Here is a 15640-nt window from a genome sequence, read left to right as displayed (position 1 = left end):
TGCAATGGCATGTATATGCCGGCGCCGAAGCCGCATCTCGTCAAGTAACCCCTTCCCCATCTATCCACATGCCTGCCGGTGTACGGCGGGCGAGGTATCGCTATGTCCGCAATACTGCAGCGCTTCAACCAGATCGCCAACGATGCGTTGGTAGAAATAAGCGAACACCTTTGGCCGAACGCGAAAATCGCCCTGGTGATTTACACACCCGGCAAGCCGGAAGAAGAAATCGTACTCAAGGACCAAGATTTGGAAGATGACGAGGTGGTCAGCACCTTGCGCAGACGAGGCCTGAGCATCGACGGCGACAACGCCTACAAGCGCGACCTGTGCGACTTGATTGCCGGTGCGATCGCACTCGGATATCAGGGCAACAATCAGCCTCCGGGTGATCACTGGGCAAAACGCTTCTGGAATATCGGCCGTGCAGAAGGCGTCATGCGCGAAGAACTGACCGCGGCTCTGAAGCTGAACCGGGAAAACCTACGTGCCTGCCAAGCCACTATTTATCTGTGCGGCGGTTTCGATCCAGCCTACGTCAATGATGCCCAAGCCGCGATGAAGGTCGCGGATGCCGTGTTGGCTAAGTATCCATCACTCAACCCTGCATAAGCCCGGAGAATCCGATGACTGATATTCAACGCAAAACGATGTGCATCTATCACGGTAACTGCGCCGACGGTTTCGGTGCGGCCTGGGTTGTCCGCAAGGCCTTGGGCTCTGGAGTCGAGTTTGTTGCTGGTGTTTACGGGCAAGAGCCACCCGACGTGACCGGCAAGGATGTTGTTCTGGTTGACTTCAGCTACAAGTACGACGTGTTGTCGAGCCTTGCGCGCCAGGCGCACAGCATCATCGTCTTGGACCACCATAAAAGTGCTGCGGAAGATTTGGCACGATTTGAACCGTTCCACGCCGGCATTGAAACCGATATCCGCCATGACAACGGATCGCCCTTGCTGGGCTGGAAAACCGCTCACGACATGGCAATGTGTCAAGGCGGTCCTGCGATCGCCTGCTGCTTCGACATGAACCGCAGCGGTGCGATGCTGGCGTGGGATCACTATTTCCCTGATCAAGAGCCGCCGCAGTTGCTCCGCCACATCGAGGACCGCGACCTGTGGTTGTTCAAGCTGGACGGCACCCGCGAAATACAAGCCAACCTGTTCAGCTACCCATACGACTTTGAAGTCTGGGATCAACTGATGGCCGCCGACGTGCAAACGCTTCGATCTGATGGTGCAGCAATCGAGCGCAAGCACCACAAGGACGTCGCCGAACTGGTGTCGGTGACCAAGCGCCGCATGGTAATTGGTGGCCATGATGTTCCAGCCGCCAGCCTGCCGTACACGCTCACCAGCGATGCCGGGCACCTGATGGCCCAAGGCGAACCATTCGCCGCCTGCTACTGGGATACACCTGATGGTCGAGTGTTCAGCCTTCGCAGCACTGACGAAGGGCTGGATGTATCGGAAGTCGCCAAGCAGTACGGCGGCGGCGGGCACCGCAACGCATCGGGCTTCCGCGTGCCGTACGGCCACGAACTGACCCAACCACTCAATCCCGCATAGACCCCGGACGGAGGTAGCAATGGTCAGATATAAAACCATCAGCCAGTTTGCGGTTGAGAGCGGCTACACTGAGGCCGCAATCAGATCGAAGATTCAGGATGGCACATGGCCGAAAGGCCAGGTGTGGAGACATGCGCCTGACAATAAGCCGCTGATCGATGTAGAAGGATATGAGGAATGGGTGGAAAGCGCAGCGGCGTCAGGGCAGCGTCAAAAAGTAGTATTGAGCTCAGTTTCATGTATGAGGGCGCCCAGTGCCGCGAGCGAATCCCGCTTGAGCCCAGCCCCGCTAACCTGAAACGCGTCGAGCAGCATAAGGCCGCAATCGAACTGGCGATCTACAACGGAACGTTCGATTACGCGGCCACCTTCCCAAACTCCAAGCGTACCGCCCGCGTCGGCTATAAGACCGGGCAAATCCCCCTGAGCAACTATCTTCTGGCCTGGAAGGATCGCAAGGCGAAAGAACTGAAAGCCAGTACCATCGACGGTTACAGCAAAATCATCAACGGTGTGCTGATCCCTGCAATGGGTGATCAGCCACTGGTGCTGATCAGCAGGAAGATGGTCAAAGAGTCGATGATCAAGATCGACGCTTCGAACAAGCGGCTCTCGAACATTCAGAGCTGCCTGCGCTCAGCTCTGGGTGACGCTGTCGACGAAGAGTTGCTCGAAGTAAATCCGCTCGAGGGCTGGACGTATCTGAGGAAGGAAAAGCCGAAAACTGAAGATGAGATTGATCCGTTCTCACCTGAAGAACAGCGTGAGCTGTTATCGGCTGCCCAAGGCCAGTACCGGAACATGATCCAGTTCGCGATGTGGACGGGGCTCAGGACCAGTGAGCTTGTAGCGCTTGAGTGGGGGGATATCGATTGGCTGCGAAAGGAAGTGAGGATTACTCGCGGCTTGACCAAAGCAGCCAAGGAAGCGGAGGTTCCGAAGACGGCGGCGGGGATTCGTGATGTAAAGCTGCTGCCAATGGCGCTGGAAGCTTTGCAGGCTCAGAAGACCTTCACGTACTTGGAAGGCGGGGTGATATTTCAGGACCAGCGTTACAACAAACCTTTCGATGGCGACCAAGCCATCAGGAAGAGTTTTTGGATACCGCTCACCAGAAAGGCGAAGGTCCGCTATCGCAACCCATACCAGACGCGCCATACATACGCATCAATGATGCTGTCGGCCGGTGAACACCCGATGTGGGTGGCAAAGCAGATGGGGCACAAAGACTGGACAATGATCGCCCGCGTCTATGGTCGGTGGATCCCGAGCGACTCCGACATGTCTGGCAGCAAGGCCGCAGCGATGTTCGGTACCCAGGCTGAAACCTCGCCGCCGGGCTCTGAAAAATCGGGTCATAGCGACATTTCAGCAGCAACAACCATACAGGCCGCGATAATAAAGGGCGGGACGGGGGTTCAAATCCCCCCGGCTCCACCAAATGAAACAACGAAGACCCCCGAAATCACTCAGATTCCGGGGGTTTTGCGTTTTCATGGTCGCTTAAGTCCCACATTACGTCCTACGCCTCAACTGACACATTATCGAATGCAATCGTTATAGCCGACTGCTCGATGCCAACCTGTGACAGTCCGTCGAAGATTCGTCGTTTCACCCGCCAGGCCCGCAGGGTAGCGAGTGGCTAGCCCACCCCCCGGTCAACAACCAGAGTTCATTGATGACTGCCTTGGTGCCGAGCGGTTAAGTAGATCGCTCCCCTCTACCGACTCCTGATCAAGCTGTTTCTTAGCTAGCGAACAACCTAGTATTCAAGGCTTCGGGCGAATGGCCATTAAGGCACGCAGCCACTACGGGTCACTGAATAACTGCATGGCCAAATACGGTTGCAGCATCAAGTGCAGACTCACGCGCCCGTCACAAGCTCGCAGGCTTTCACCGTCCATGGAGCGCGCGCGGTCAATCGGGCTTCCGTCCCAGAGTGACGACAAGGTCGTGACCACTTTCAAACGGTTGTCTTGGCTCATGGTGCTGCTGCCGAGGAACTGCCGTCCTTCATCACAGAAAAGCCCCATGCTGGGCAGGTCATGGCAGAGCCCCTTAATCAGGGCCTCGATAGTCGGATCCGTGGATCAGCCGAGGGGTTGAGGGCTCCGGCTTGAGCGTTACGCCGTTCGCGGAGTGAGGTTCGGCAGGGGTGATACGCGGCGCCTGTCGCTGTGCGACACGGTACCAAGCAAGTTGTTCGCGGTAGCGCTGCGACTGTTCACACTCCCATTGCCATGCTGGCAGCAATGCACATCAGTCTGCGGCGGTCTTGCGACCACCTGACGCGGCCACCGTGATCAGGTACAGCGACAGGGGATAATTTCTCCCGTCGAGGTGTAAGCCCGCATGACCTTGGGTGGCCAGGGCCGAGGCCGCCAACACCGATTGCGCGGCCAGTGCCTGGGGCACGCTGATGACCTCGGCCATGCGTTCGACTGCAGGCCCAAGAATCCCACCCAGTGCCTGCACCGGATAAGGTTGGGGCACGGGGTTCGACTCAATCACCGGTTGAGGTGGTCGTGGTAGTTCAAGCTTCGGATCTAACTGCTGCATGGGCCCTCTCCTCGATCATTACTGGTTGTCCTCACGTAGTCCCGCCACGGCTGTTGAGTGTTATCAGGGATCAAGGCCCCTGCGGCCTGTGAGGTTTTCACTGACGCGGAACGAACGGCTCCTTACGACCGGGAGCAAGGGCATAAACCCATGAATCTGGCCTCCTTAGACGCATCCGAAGATGCGGGCGGGTGGAGGCTGTGCCGGCTGACGAGTTCGGCACCTGGAGATCATGGGTGGGAGAAGGCAAAGATCTTGACACCTGGGGGCATGCCTGACTGTCAGTCAGGTGCAGCCTTTCCATTGGCTGCGGCACCGGTGCCTGTGTCGTTGCGGATGGCGACGAATCGGATTTGTCAGGCCGATTGTCACGAGGAGAGTTGCGGCAATGCCCTGTACGACGTGGCTTGCAGCAGTGGTACGAGCGCCCGTCTCTTTCCAGGAGAAAGAGACGGGCGCGGATTGGCGCAGCGAAGTGTGCCGAGAGGTAAGGTGGCTGCAGCGCAGCGAGGTAGGTCTATCGTCTGCCGCTGTGGACAGATAAGTCGAGTAGGCATCCATCACTCTCGGGGAGTGACCGTGCGAGCCGCCGGACGCTAATCGCACTTCGGGAGAACCACCACGCAAGTGACGTAGCCTTGAAGGTTCTGGCTACCTGGGCAGGTGCTGTCAACGACAGCGATCCGTGCGCCAATTTTTATACCCACTCGAAAAGGCGGTCAAGCGTCACGGCCGAACCGCTCAGACAGTGGCGACTGTCGCCACTTTTGTCGCCACGTTCCAGGCCACGTTCTGCATGGGTTGTCGCCGGTGTCGCCGGTGTCGCCACATCTCTAGCCATAGCCCTACGATAAGCTCGGCTCTGACACAGAAACCGCGTTGCGCTCGATAGAGATCGTGGGCAATTACTCGGGTAAAAGAAGACGTGGCGCTAATCAAATTTGAAATGGGATGGTGAAACGAGATGGCTTCGAGAAAAAGCGAGTGAACCCTCCGATCGGCGCGATCAAAGATCGCTGGATCGGAGGGTTTAGCGGGTGGTCAAGTCCATGCCATTACGCACTCAGCGTCAAGCCAACGGATTTGAAGCTAGCTCCGATTATGGCTCCTCCCATTGATCCTCAGGCCTAGCGTCAGGAAGCATCGAAGCAATTCTTCCTTTGGGGGGGCGCAGGGATGCGGTTAGGCGGCTTAAGATCTCCACTGGGTCGATAAAACCACCGCCCCTTGGAAATGATGTGGAAAAATAAGCAGATATTATTTACCATAACCACAAATGCACTGTTTTTGCTGGGGTTGTAATGGTAAGTATATCCGAAAATGATCTTGTTTCTCTTTACCAGCAGGGGGTCAAGGGTAGTGCCGCTGGATTTTCGCTCATAGGAAGACAGGTGGTGAGCCGCTTGAAAAAAACGGCTCCAGATCTCGCGGGCAAGCTTGCCGATCTTCTGCTTTCCGATGGTGGAATGCGAGCTGCTTCCAGTGTCGTTTCCCCAGTTGATGCCGATAGCCGTCGAAGTCTTTTACGAGAAGAGTCGAACCTGGTTTTTGAAGCTGAGCCAATTTGGGAAAAATCTATAGAAAACCAACTTTTTGAGGTTTTACTGGAGCGGGAAAAGGCAAAAGATCTTATCGAGGCGGGTTTGGAGCCGATTAGATCCCTTATATTCACTGGGCCGCCAGGAGTGGGGAAGACACTTGCAGCCAATTGGCTAGCTAGCAAATTAAATCTTCCAATCCTTACTCTTGATCTCGCGTCCGTCATGTCTAGTTTACTGGGTAAGACTGGGTCTAATATAAAGTCTGTTATAGATTATGCAAAAAGCATACCGTGCGTCCTACTATTAGATGAGTTTGATGCCATCGCCAAAAGACGCGATGACGACAAAGATGTAGGTGAACTGAAGCGCTTAGTAAACGTGCTGCTTCAAGCAATTGATGAATGGCCTTCAACCTCCATCATGATCGCTGCTACCAATCATCCTGACATGCTTGACCCTGCTGTATGGCGAAGATTTGAAGTTGCCATTAACTTTTCTATGGCCTCCCCAGTCATAATAGAGAGACTATTTGCCGATGCGAGCATCAGCGAAGCAGTAGCACAAAAGCTCGCTGAATACATAGGCGGAAGCTCTTATTCAGATATCAATAGAATGGTTTTATCTGCGAAGAAAAAAGCCGTTCTGAATGATAAAAAACTAGATGAGTGCATCATTGAAGTTGTAATAAGTGGATCGGATAGCGATCTAGCATCTCAAAATAATGCCAGAGACCTACAAATACTACAATTATCACTACAAGGGCTGTCTCAGAGGAAAATTGCTTCCGAATTAAATGTCTCGCATCCAACAGTCGGAAAAATATTAAAAGGATTTATGGAGAGCAAAAATGGCAAATAAAAATCTTTTGCTGGGGAAAGGTGAAGCTTTAACCAGTGCCAAGAAAATAAAGAGACAATCTGGCCCTAAGAAGTTTCCGTATACCTTGGAGGAAGTTAGAGCGGCATTAGCGCCATCCCTAGCCCTCGTTCAAAAGTCTCTATCAGAGCTCCCGCGCGCGGCGAAGCCAAGGGGTGAAGGAGTCTTTGAACTCACATTGCATCCAGCTTTTCTAGCAAGGTCATATTTCCCAAAGAATATTTTTAATAAAAGTGGCCTCCGAGACATAGGAAGTAAAGAAACTACTATCATTCCTCGAAAAGTAACCGATGAAAATGACTTTGGAAAATTGCAGGCGACTGCTACTATTTATGTAGCGGGAAATGAGGACGCGGTCAGTAAATTAATAGATATTTTGAACTCACACACTCTCGCGGCCAATCTGGAGAAAGAGCTAAAGGAAATAGAATCTATCAGATGGATTGAAAACTCAGAAAAGATTCGTGGTGATTTGAAGTCTGACGCGGCAGTGCATTCTTTCGAAGTTGCTTTGCATGCAGGTGCAGATGAAGAGGATCTCGTTGCTTCATTTTCAGATTTTGTTAAACAACACGCAGGCAAAGCTGATCTGAGGCGAAGGATAAAAGTTGGCGGGCTGACATTCATCCCAGTTTATGCAACCGCTGAGGCTATGCTGAAAATAGCGAGCCACTCTTTTTTACGTGTCGCGCGTCCAATGCCTGAGTTGAGGATTGCACACCCAGACATGGCGAGAACTACATTGGGAAATTTCGCAGCTGGATTACCCTATGAAGCTGCTTATTCTCCAGATAATTTCGCCGCTATTTTCGATGGCGGACTAGGTACGTCTGACCTAGGCACATGGGCCACCGAATACTTTTACGAGGATACAGGCGAGACGCATGGCAACCTGTTAATGCATGGTAACGAGGTCACCTCTACTTTCTTGTTTGGGAGATTGTCTTCTGAAGAGGAAAAGCTTAAAAGACCTTTCATGAACGTGCATCATTATCGGGTTCTTTCTCCCGTGTCTGGTCGGGACCCTGACCTCTTCGATGTACTTTTGAAAATCCGTGACGCACTAGACTCTGGCGACTACAGATTTGCTAATTTGAGTTTAGGTCCCAGGATGCCGATTAATGACGAGGAGGTTCATGCATGGACAGCAACTCTAGATCAGATCTGCTCGAGGCACGGCATTTTGGCAACGGTCGCCGTTGGGAACGACGGTGAGGTTGATGGTGCCGATAGAATCCAACCGCCTGGTGATATGGTTAACGCGTTAGCAGTTGGTGCCGCTGACACTAGTGATAAGAAATGGAAAAGAGCTAGCTACAGCTGCATAGGTCCTGGCAGAAGCCCCGGCTACGTAAAGCCTGACGGCGTGGCTTTTGGAGGAAGCGATAACGAACTATTCAAAGTTTTTAACCCTCTGCTAGGGAGTACCGTTGGAGTTAAAGGAACAAGTTACGCAGCGCCGCTTACATTGAGAACAGCTGCAGGCATAGCCTGTTCAACATCTTATGAAATGACTGCAATTGCATTAAAAGCCTTGCTTGTGCACCATGCAGAAAGCAAGAAAAAAATCAGCCGCGAAGAAGTTGGCTGGGGGCGCTTCAAAGAAGATTCTTTTGCTTTGCTAGAGTGCGAAGATGGTGTAGCCACTATTATTTTTCAAGGTGCGCTTGAAAAAGGCCAGTATCTGAGATGTCCCATACCATTCCCCGATGTAGCTATAAAGGGTAACGCGCAAATCAAAGCTACACTTTGCATTCAGGCACATACTGATCCTGAACATGCAATTAACTATACTCGCTCAGGAATGGGTATTGTATTCCGCCCACGAGCGGGTGCTGGTATTGAAAGCAGCAGTGGCTTTTTTGGTAGAGCAACCCAATACAAAATGACTGAGCGCGAATTTAGGGATGATGCACACAAGTGGGAAACATGCTTGCATCGTGACCGAAGCTTTACTAAAGAAGATTCGCTAGTAGGGCCGGTGTTCGATATCGAATATCACGCGAGGGAAAGCAGTCGAGGTATATCGCCTAGCTCGGCTCCAGATGTAAATTACGCTTTGATTGTGAGCGTTAGGGCGGATGACGTCCCTGACATCTACAACTTAATAAGACAGAAATACCAAGTATTACAGCCAGTTGAAATCAATCTTGAAACTGAGATCCGCACATAAATTTTACTTTTTATAGTGATGCTTGCTCAGCGAGCCTAAGTGCTTGCTGAACAGGTATAACTAAACCACTGCCGCGATAGCGCAAAAATACACACAATTTCAAAAATATAAGCCCCCCCGTATCCTTCACTATTACAATGACTGTAGTTCTCACAAGCGAAAACGTCCCGATCGAAATTGATTGGTGATTTACTATTATTCGAAAGCATCCCTTTAGGGTCGATGAGCAGAGTGCTGCTCATCAAACTCAGCAAAGGGTTATCAGAATGAAATCCCTCTATCCTAGTTTGACTACAGGAAGAGCTCGCGGTGAACCACCACCATCGTAGCTTGCAAAAAGAACATCATCACCAATTTTTGGCAATTCACCGTAAACGCACTCTTTATGATAGAAAACCCTACCACCCGGTGAGGAAATGTGGCCGTACGCATTAAATACAAAATCACCAATTTTCCCGCGCTGTCGAGGTGTCGAGGTATAACACAACTCACTACACATCAACACCAACTCGTCTGCAGTTGGGCGATTTTTTGCAACTTTCGTCATACATTTAAATGCTAAATTTATTAACTCCGTTGCAAGTGGGGCAAACTGCGGATTGGACGTCAAAAATGGTGGGGCGATCGGCAACTGCGCGTTTACAATTTTAGGAACGGCGCGAAGACCCTGTCCGAATGGATACTGACCAGCAAGCAAATGGTACATCATAGCTCCGACAGACCAGATATCAGCTGGTGCGCCCACCTCTCGTGGCGTCTCAATTGCCTCAGGCGCCATATATGGCAACGCGCCTACCGCAGTCTGAGAGGTCGTCAAACTTGCATCTCCACCTTCTGCAGCCTCCAGCAACTCATCTTCTGCCATTTTAGCAATCCCGAAATCGGTTACTTTCAGCTCAATAAGCGAATAATCTCCTATAACCATTATGTTGGTGGGCTTTAAGTCTCGATGCACGACACCGGCATGGTGCGCAGCAGCAACTCCCTTAGCAATATGATGGAACACTTTCGCGGCAAGGTAGGGATCAAGAAACGAAGAGTCCTCGAGGAGCGCAGCCCTCATATCTTTACCCTCGATGAGCTCCTCCACTAAGAACTGCTTTCCTTCAAAACTTAGGTAATCTAGCGTCTTAGCAACGTTGGGATGGTTTACTTTAGCAGCCACAATAGCACTTCGGTGAAAGCGTTTCTCAGCAGAGTTATTCTTGGGAGTTTTTAATGCGACCAATCTATCTGTAATCAGATCTCTAGCAATGTAAACAAATTGCATGCCGCCTTCGGCTAGATATCGTTCCACCTGGTACCGGCCACCGATCAGCTCTCCGGACGCGAGATTACCGCTCATAAAACAATCTCCGGGTGAGACAAGTCAAAAGTTATATATCTACGCCGAGATCCATGCTCAGTAGCACCGAGTGCTACAACGCAAGCACCGGGTAGCTTGGTGCCGATGACTACACGTTTGTTATTAACAAAAACGTCACCCGCCACCCCCCTCACAACAAAGTCAAACCCATCATAATAAATTTCAACTTCACCAAGTGTAGGAAGCGTTAATGTAACCGATCGATTGGCCGCGCTGAGATATGACGGCTTGCTATTAAAAACAACCAACGCCTTATGCCGCCCCTCAAGCAAATGAAGAGCGAGTACATCCCGAACTTTCTTCATACTTGGTCGATTACTGGGATCTAGCTCAAGGCAAGCCTTTAATATTTCTACAACATCTGAGCCTAATGTAAAAGAGAACGCTGAGAAATGACTACCCGCTAAAGCTCTAGGGGGCTGAAATTTAAGCTCATCCGGCAGATCACGAAGCCCTATAAACAAAGCGGTAGCTCCAAAAGCATACGTGTCTACGGCCGTCGTGAATTTAGCATCATGCGCATACAATTCGGGAGCGGCAAACCCTCTTGTTCCTACAAAACCTACGGTGCATGCATTACCACCCTCTTCTCTGGCTAAGCCGAAATCAAAAATCTTTACCACTCCCTCTGAATCGATTTTCATATTGTTTGGCTTGATATCCCGATGAATGATACCCGCCTCATGTATATCGGCTAACCCCGCTGCAATTTGCCAAATTAGTCTCAAGTAATCATTGGTATTTTCGGGCTTAGTAGCATCATCGAAAAAATCTAACCCACTGATATACTCTTGCACGATAGCAAGATCATCATGCGACAGACTTAAAATATCGTATACTTGAACAACGTGCTTTGAGCGCATCTTCAAAAGTGCGGCGATCTCGTCACGGATCCTGCGGCGATTTGCGCTCCCTGGCATGACTTTTATTGCTACTCGACGCTCCAGAACCACATCATTGCAAACAAGTACCTGAGCCATACCACCTACAAGTGCTTCCCCCGCAAAATCATAACGATCCGAAATCAGCATTCGCAACTTCCTGTCAATCTGTCTTATGTGGGAATTCCATTAATAGCTGAGGAACCTCTTGCTTGTTTCTTGACCTAGATATTCTCTTTACAGAACCACCTTTATCTTTTGATATTTGCTTAACGCTCGCTGTCTTTCCTCGATCCACGACAGAAACGCTGCGACTCACGCTCGAACTTGCTAGCTTTTTACTTTGAACGCTTAAAGAGTTTTTTTTGTTATCCGACTTATCGTTTCGATTTGACCCGGATAACTCTTTCTGTACGCCTCCAACTATCAGCTGCAAATCACCGTATGAGTCCCAAACATCTAAGCAACTATAGGGAGGCTCATAAGCACTTTCAAAATCAACAGAAAGGGGCATAACCAGAACTGTCGCGTTATCTGGCCCGCCACACCAATTTGCCAGTTCCACAAGCCGTTTAACACACGCCCCAGGGTCCGGGGAATTCAAAATCACCTTATCCATCAAGATAGAATTTCTGGCTAAGTAATGTACGCCATCCGTTGTTAGAACCAACGACCCCATCGGACTGTGCTGGGTTTCACCCACGTGCGGCTCAAGATCGCTCCCCATGCCTATGTACTGAAGCAACTTAGAATGCTCGATGTTTTCATCATCCCGCTTCCCTAACTGCCCCGCTATCGTATCGTCAACTGATAACTGTCGAACGGCCCCATCCACAGCTTTATAGATACGACTATCACCCACACTAGCCCAGAAAGTAGGAGAGTTTTGGCGAAGTATCACGGCAACTAAAGTTGCACCGCCGTCACCTTTGAACTGATTGTGCACAGCTTCGTTTGCTGCAAAAAATGCGTGAGAAAGTAAATCATCGGACTCAACTGAAGTTGTCCGAGCGTAATGGTGAATCGCAGCGACAAAAGCGCCTAATGTTAACGCAGCACATGCTCCCCCATCACGCATCCCGCCGATCCCATCGGCAACAGCTCCGACTGCAAACCTTCGCCCCTCTCCATCCCATCCCTGCACGATAATCGCCCGATCTTGGTTTTCGCTACGGACCATACCAAGCTCGCTAGCAATCGCTGCAGACAAGGGGACAACGCGTCGAACACCATTTCGAGTCGTTCTCCTCGAAAGCCAAGCTGTGAGCTGATGTTGAATGGGCGTATTCCAGTCGTTCATATTTACCTTAAATATCTGATCGCGCTCCTGCGCTTGCCGGAGACGCCTTCACGGTTCATGCGCTAAGGATAGTACACCCCTCACCTAAAAAGTGATCACTGGATCATTTCGTTAAAAAATTGAGCAGCCACCATTATGCGCATACCATAAGCTGAGCCGCCGGCTGCTTTCTGGACTCAGTTTTTGGCGTGTTGCTACGGTAACTACCCGCATTTCACTGTTTATCATGAAAATATCAAGCACGCTCGACAGCATTGACACAAACGATTGCAAGACCAAACGCAAGCAATCGGTCAAGTGGCGTGCATTTTCGCAAAGGTATTCCAATTAGTATTCCAACCAAGAATCAAGTTCAGAATTAAGCTTATGAATCAAGTGGATAGCTATCCAATTCAGATTACCCCGGCCCACCAAACAAATAAAAGACGTCCTCGGACGTCTTTTTTTGTACCTAGAGTTTATAAAGGCGGACTCAGGTGCATAGCCTTAGCGGCAAAACCACTCAGCCCGCCCCGACTGCCATCCCAAGACCGCTCAAGTCACGACGCGCCACATTTGAGACGCCCAAAACCCCGCATGATCGATCTTCGCCAACTCCACTATTTCATCTTGGTTGATCCTCACGCAGGCAAATACCGCCCCCCCCTGACGGCTCAACACCCGACAACGCCAACCCGCACAGCACAGTCACCAACTGACTCGCACCCCAAAGGTCCCGCTTCCACCTTCAAGCGTTTCGCTGTCGAGATTCGTGTCGTAATCCACCGCCAGATAGACGCTGACGCTCGACGATACCTTTGCCACAACCCCGACTCCAACGTCGGCGGAAGATGACTTGTGCTCGCTCTTGATCCGGTCGACGCCGTTGTACGTCACGGTGTCTTTACCGCCGAAGGTGTGCCAGGTATTGGCACGCAGGTAGGGTTCGACCGGGAGGTTGTTGATCAGATACCGTCCCTTGAGGCGCGCGCCGACTCGGCCGGTCCAGTAGGCTTGGGAGTCGAATGACACATCGGAGATGCCGTCATTTTGCTTGTCCAGATCGATGCTCTGATGAATGACCTGCACTTGCGGCTCCACGACCCAGTGTTCAGAGACCGGCAACGGATAACCGCTCTCCAGCGACAGTGTGACCGCGCGACCTTCGGTGTCGAGTTTGACGCCTCGATCAGACCGGTTGTTGCCGCGAAGACGAGTGCCCATTGCCACGGCATCGAGGTACCCACCCTTTGGATCGACGAGGGTCCAGTAGGCACCGAAATGGTCGCCCTCCATCTTCAGATGCCCCGCCTTGCGATGCTGGAAGCCTTCGGCGAATCCGTCGACATCGCCTCGCAGTCGGCTCTGCCCGACAAAGAATCCGCCGCGTTGCCGTTGGCCTGAATCGGTGACGGCAGCGTAGAGGTCATGGCCGATCTGGTAACCCTGCGTCGAACCGTCAAGGCGGGGCGATACGGTGCCCGACCAGGTCTTTTTGAGATCACTGCCATAGATCCGTGCCCATCCGGCCGGAACACCTCCCGTTTCAATGAGCAGGCTTTGCTCGCCCTGTCGGTCGTGGAAGGTCCCGAGCGCGGACAACGTCATCATGTGTGCCGCCGGAACGACAACCGAATAGACCGGAACCTCCAGTCGATAAAGAGGAATGGCCTGAGCTCCCGGCACGGCCTGCGGTATTGAAGGAGTAGTCGCTGCGGGCACCGGCGAGGTGCTTGCCACTGCGGTGGCGTCGGAGGTCGCAGGCGCTGTCGGCGCAACGGGCGTTGCGGTCGGTGGCTCGACAGCCGGCTCATCCGCACTCACCGTCGGCGGCGCCACGGCCACTGGCACAGTGGGCTGGGGGATCACAGGCGCTGCCGGAGGGGTCGGAACAGCCAACGGGGCGATTGCCACAATCGAGGATCGTAAGTACCAGTTATTCTCGGTTCCCGCTGTCACGCCGCCTTTGAACAGGTAGTACTGATAGGCGCCCGCCGACACGGATCCTTTCAGCGCAAAGGCATCGCTGCTGCTGGTCGCTCCATTGGCGGCCTGAACCACTTCGATACCGCTGGCCTGAGTCAGCCCACCCAGCCCTCCCAGATTGGTAATGCCCAACTGGGTATTGCCGCTGATCGTGCCTTGCGACACCACAAGCCGGTCGGTTGCAGAGCTGTCGTCGCCCAGCGTCGTCTGCAGCAATAACTGGCCGTTGCTGCCCACGTAGTTGCCGAACACGCTGAGCGTATCCCCAGCAACCGCGCTACGGGAGGTCATGTCGATCACGCCAGCGTTATTAAGCGTAGCGAGATCGCCCGCTACGTAAGGCCGCACCGCTCCCTGCACTGGAAACAGCGTACTGCTGCTGTCGATGTTGAAGTTACCAGTGCCGGTCGCACTGTCCCCCAGAAAGAAATCGCCGCTCAGATCGAAGCGCGATTGGTGGGTGAGGCTGACTGTCTCCCAACCGATATAACGTGACGGCGTGGCCGACGAGGTGCCGATGAAGGTCAGCGTGTCTGTACCCAAACCGCCGTCGATCAAAGGTGTCGTGCTGAGGGTGCTCTCCGTGAGGTTCGCAATACGTGCCGTGTCGTCACCATCGCCCATCAGTACGGCGGACTGGATCTGCCCGCCAGCGTCCCAGTCGAACGTGTCGTTGCCGAAACTGGCGCGGATCTGCCCGGAGATGATCCCGCCGGTCACGCTGATGCTGTCGTCCCCGCCACTCACGCTGATGTTGCCGCCGATACTGCCGCCAGAAACGCTGATGGTGTCGCGACCGAACCCGGTGACCAGATTCCCGATGATCCGCCCGCCCGACATGTCAAAGATATTGTCATCCAGCTTCATGTCGACACGGCCGATAGTGCCACCGCTCAGTGTCGCTACATCGCCATCTTCGAACGCGCCAATGATGGTACCGCCGCTCATGGAGAACACGTCGCGTCCATCGCCCTGAGCCAGTGATTGAATCGACCCTGCGGTCATGACGAAGCTGTCCCGGGCGCTCCCTTGCAAAACAGCCCCACTGATAGTCCCCCCGCCAATGCGGATAAAGTTACCGCCATCCCCCATATCGACACTGCCGAGTATGTTTCCGGAATCCATTGCCAGTCGATTTATCCCGCCGCCCAGCAGGATATTGCCGACAATGGTGCCTGTCCCACTGACAGGAAACGTTAATGTGTTGTTGCCCAGTAAATCTGTAAAACCAGGGCTGGTACCGCTGTCGCAGATATAGCTGTCGTTGCCCGGCCCTGGTGTTAGGGTACAGGCGGCTTTAGTCTCCGTGGCTGGCAATAACAACATGGATACCGAAGACAGATAAAGAATATTGCGGACGCTAGCCCGAGCAGGCTTTTTCATCAGGAGTGCTCCTGCGGGTATAACCCGA

Annotated in this window: 9 protein-coding genes and 1 pseudogene; 5 read left to right on the top strand and 5 right to left on the bottom strand. The window is 52.5% G+C overall.

Translation table 11 applies throughout. The features are described from left to right. The first annotated feature begins 102 nt into the window (after positions 1–102). From BLS87_RS09165 to BLS87_RS09155, 3 genes are all read left to right on the top strand, one after another. On the top strand, positions 103–612 hold the full coding sequence (locus tag BLS87_RS09165; RefSeq protein WP_074752156.1) for a hypothetical protein: 510 nt from the start codon (positions 103–105) through the stop codon (positions 610–612). Positions 613–626: 14 nt separating this feature from the next. Next, on the top strand, positions 627–1568 hold the full coding sequence (locus BLS87_RS09160; protein ID WP_244165814.1) for a DHHA1 domain-containing protein: 942 nt from the start codon (positions 627–629) through the stop codon (positions 1566–1568). Positions 1569–1745: 177 nt separating this feature from the next. After that, positions 1746–3131, top strand: a complete 1386-nt coding sequence (locus BLS87_RS09155; protein WP_074752155.1) for a site-specific integrase — start codon at positions 1746–1748, stop codon at positions 3129–3131. A gap of 248 nt (positions 3132–3379) precedes the next feature. Here the strand turns inward: BLS87_RS09155 and BLS87_RS09150 are convergent. After that, positions 3380–4127 (bottom strand): annotated as a pseudogene (locus tag BLS87_RS09150) (DUF3987 domain-containing protein); the annotation flags it as partial. Between the two features lie 1301 nt (positions 4128–5428). On the opposite strand from BLS87_RS09150, the gene BLS87_RS09140 reads away from it, so the two are divergent. Both BLS87_RS09140 and BLS87_RS09135 read left to right on the top strand, forming a co-directional pair. Then, entirely contained in the window at positions 5429–6526 is a 1098-nt protein-coding gene (locus tag BLS87_RS09140; protein WP_074752153.1) for an AAA family ATPase, read from the top strand. After that, complete coding sequence (locus BLS87_RS09135; RefSeq protein WP_074752152.1) at positions 6516–8717, top strand: S8 family peptidase; 2202 nt, start codon at positions 6516–6518, stop codon at positions 8715–8717. Before BLS87_RS09140 ends, BLS87_RS09135 begins: the two co-directional genes overlap by 11 nt. A 277-nt stretch (positions 8718–8994) precedes the next feature. Here BLS87_RS09135 and BLS87_RS09130 read toward each other — a convergent pair whose 3' ends face one another. From BLS87_RS09130 to BLS87_RS09115, 4 genes are all read right to left on the bottom strand, one after another. Further along, entirely contained in the window at positions 8995–10062 is a 1068-nt protein-coding gene (locus BLS87_RS09130) for a serine/threonine-protein kinase (protein ID WP_074752151.1), read from the bottom strand. Beyond that, the gene (locus tag BLS87_RS09125; protein WP_074752150.1) at positions 10059–11114 is read right to left on the bottom strand and encodes a serine/threonine-protein kinase; all 1056 of its coding nucleotides are present in this window, start codon (positions 11112–11114) and stop codon (positions 10059–10061) included. The genes BLS87_RS09130 and BLS87_RS09125 overlap by 4 nt, the downstream gene beginning before the upstream one ends. Positions 11115–11127: 13 nt before the next feature. Then, the gene (locus BLS87_RS09120) at positions 11128–12264 is read right to left on the bottom strand and encodes a PP2C family protein-serine/threonine phosphatase (RefSeq protein WP_083370644.1); all 1137 of its coding nucleotides are present in this window, start codon (positions 12262–12264) and stop codon (positions 11128–11130) included. A 687-nt stretch (positions 12265–12951) separates the two neighbouring features. Then, positions 12952–15612: an autotransporter family protein gene (locus BLS87_RS09115; RefSeq protein WP_074752148.1), complete on the bottom strand. Its 2661-nt coding sequence runs from the start codon at positions 15610–15612 to the stop codon at positions 12952–12954. Between the last annotated feature and the right edge of the window lie 28 nt (positions 15613–15640).

This window comes from Pseudomonas abietaniphila, assembly GCF_900100795.1.
GTDB classification, from domain to species: domain Bacteria; phylum Pseudomonadota; class Gammaproteobacteria; order Pseudomonadales; family Pseudomonadaceae; genus Aquipseudomonas; species Aquipseudomonas abietaniphila.
The sequence above is the reverse complement of the archived record's forward strand: the minus strand, read 5'-3'. Positions and strand labels throughout refer to the sequence as shown.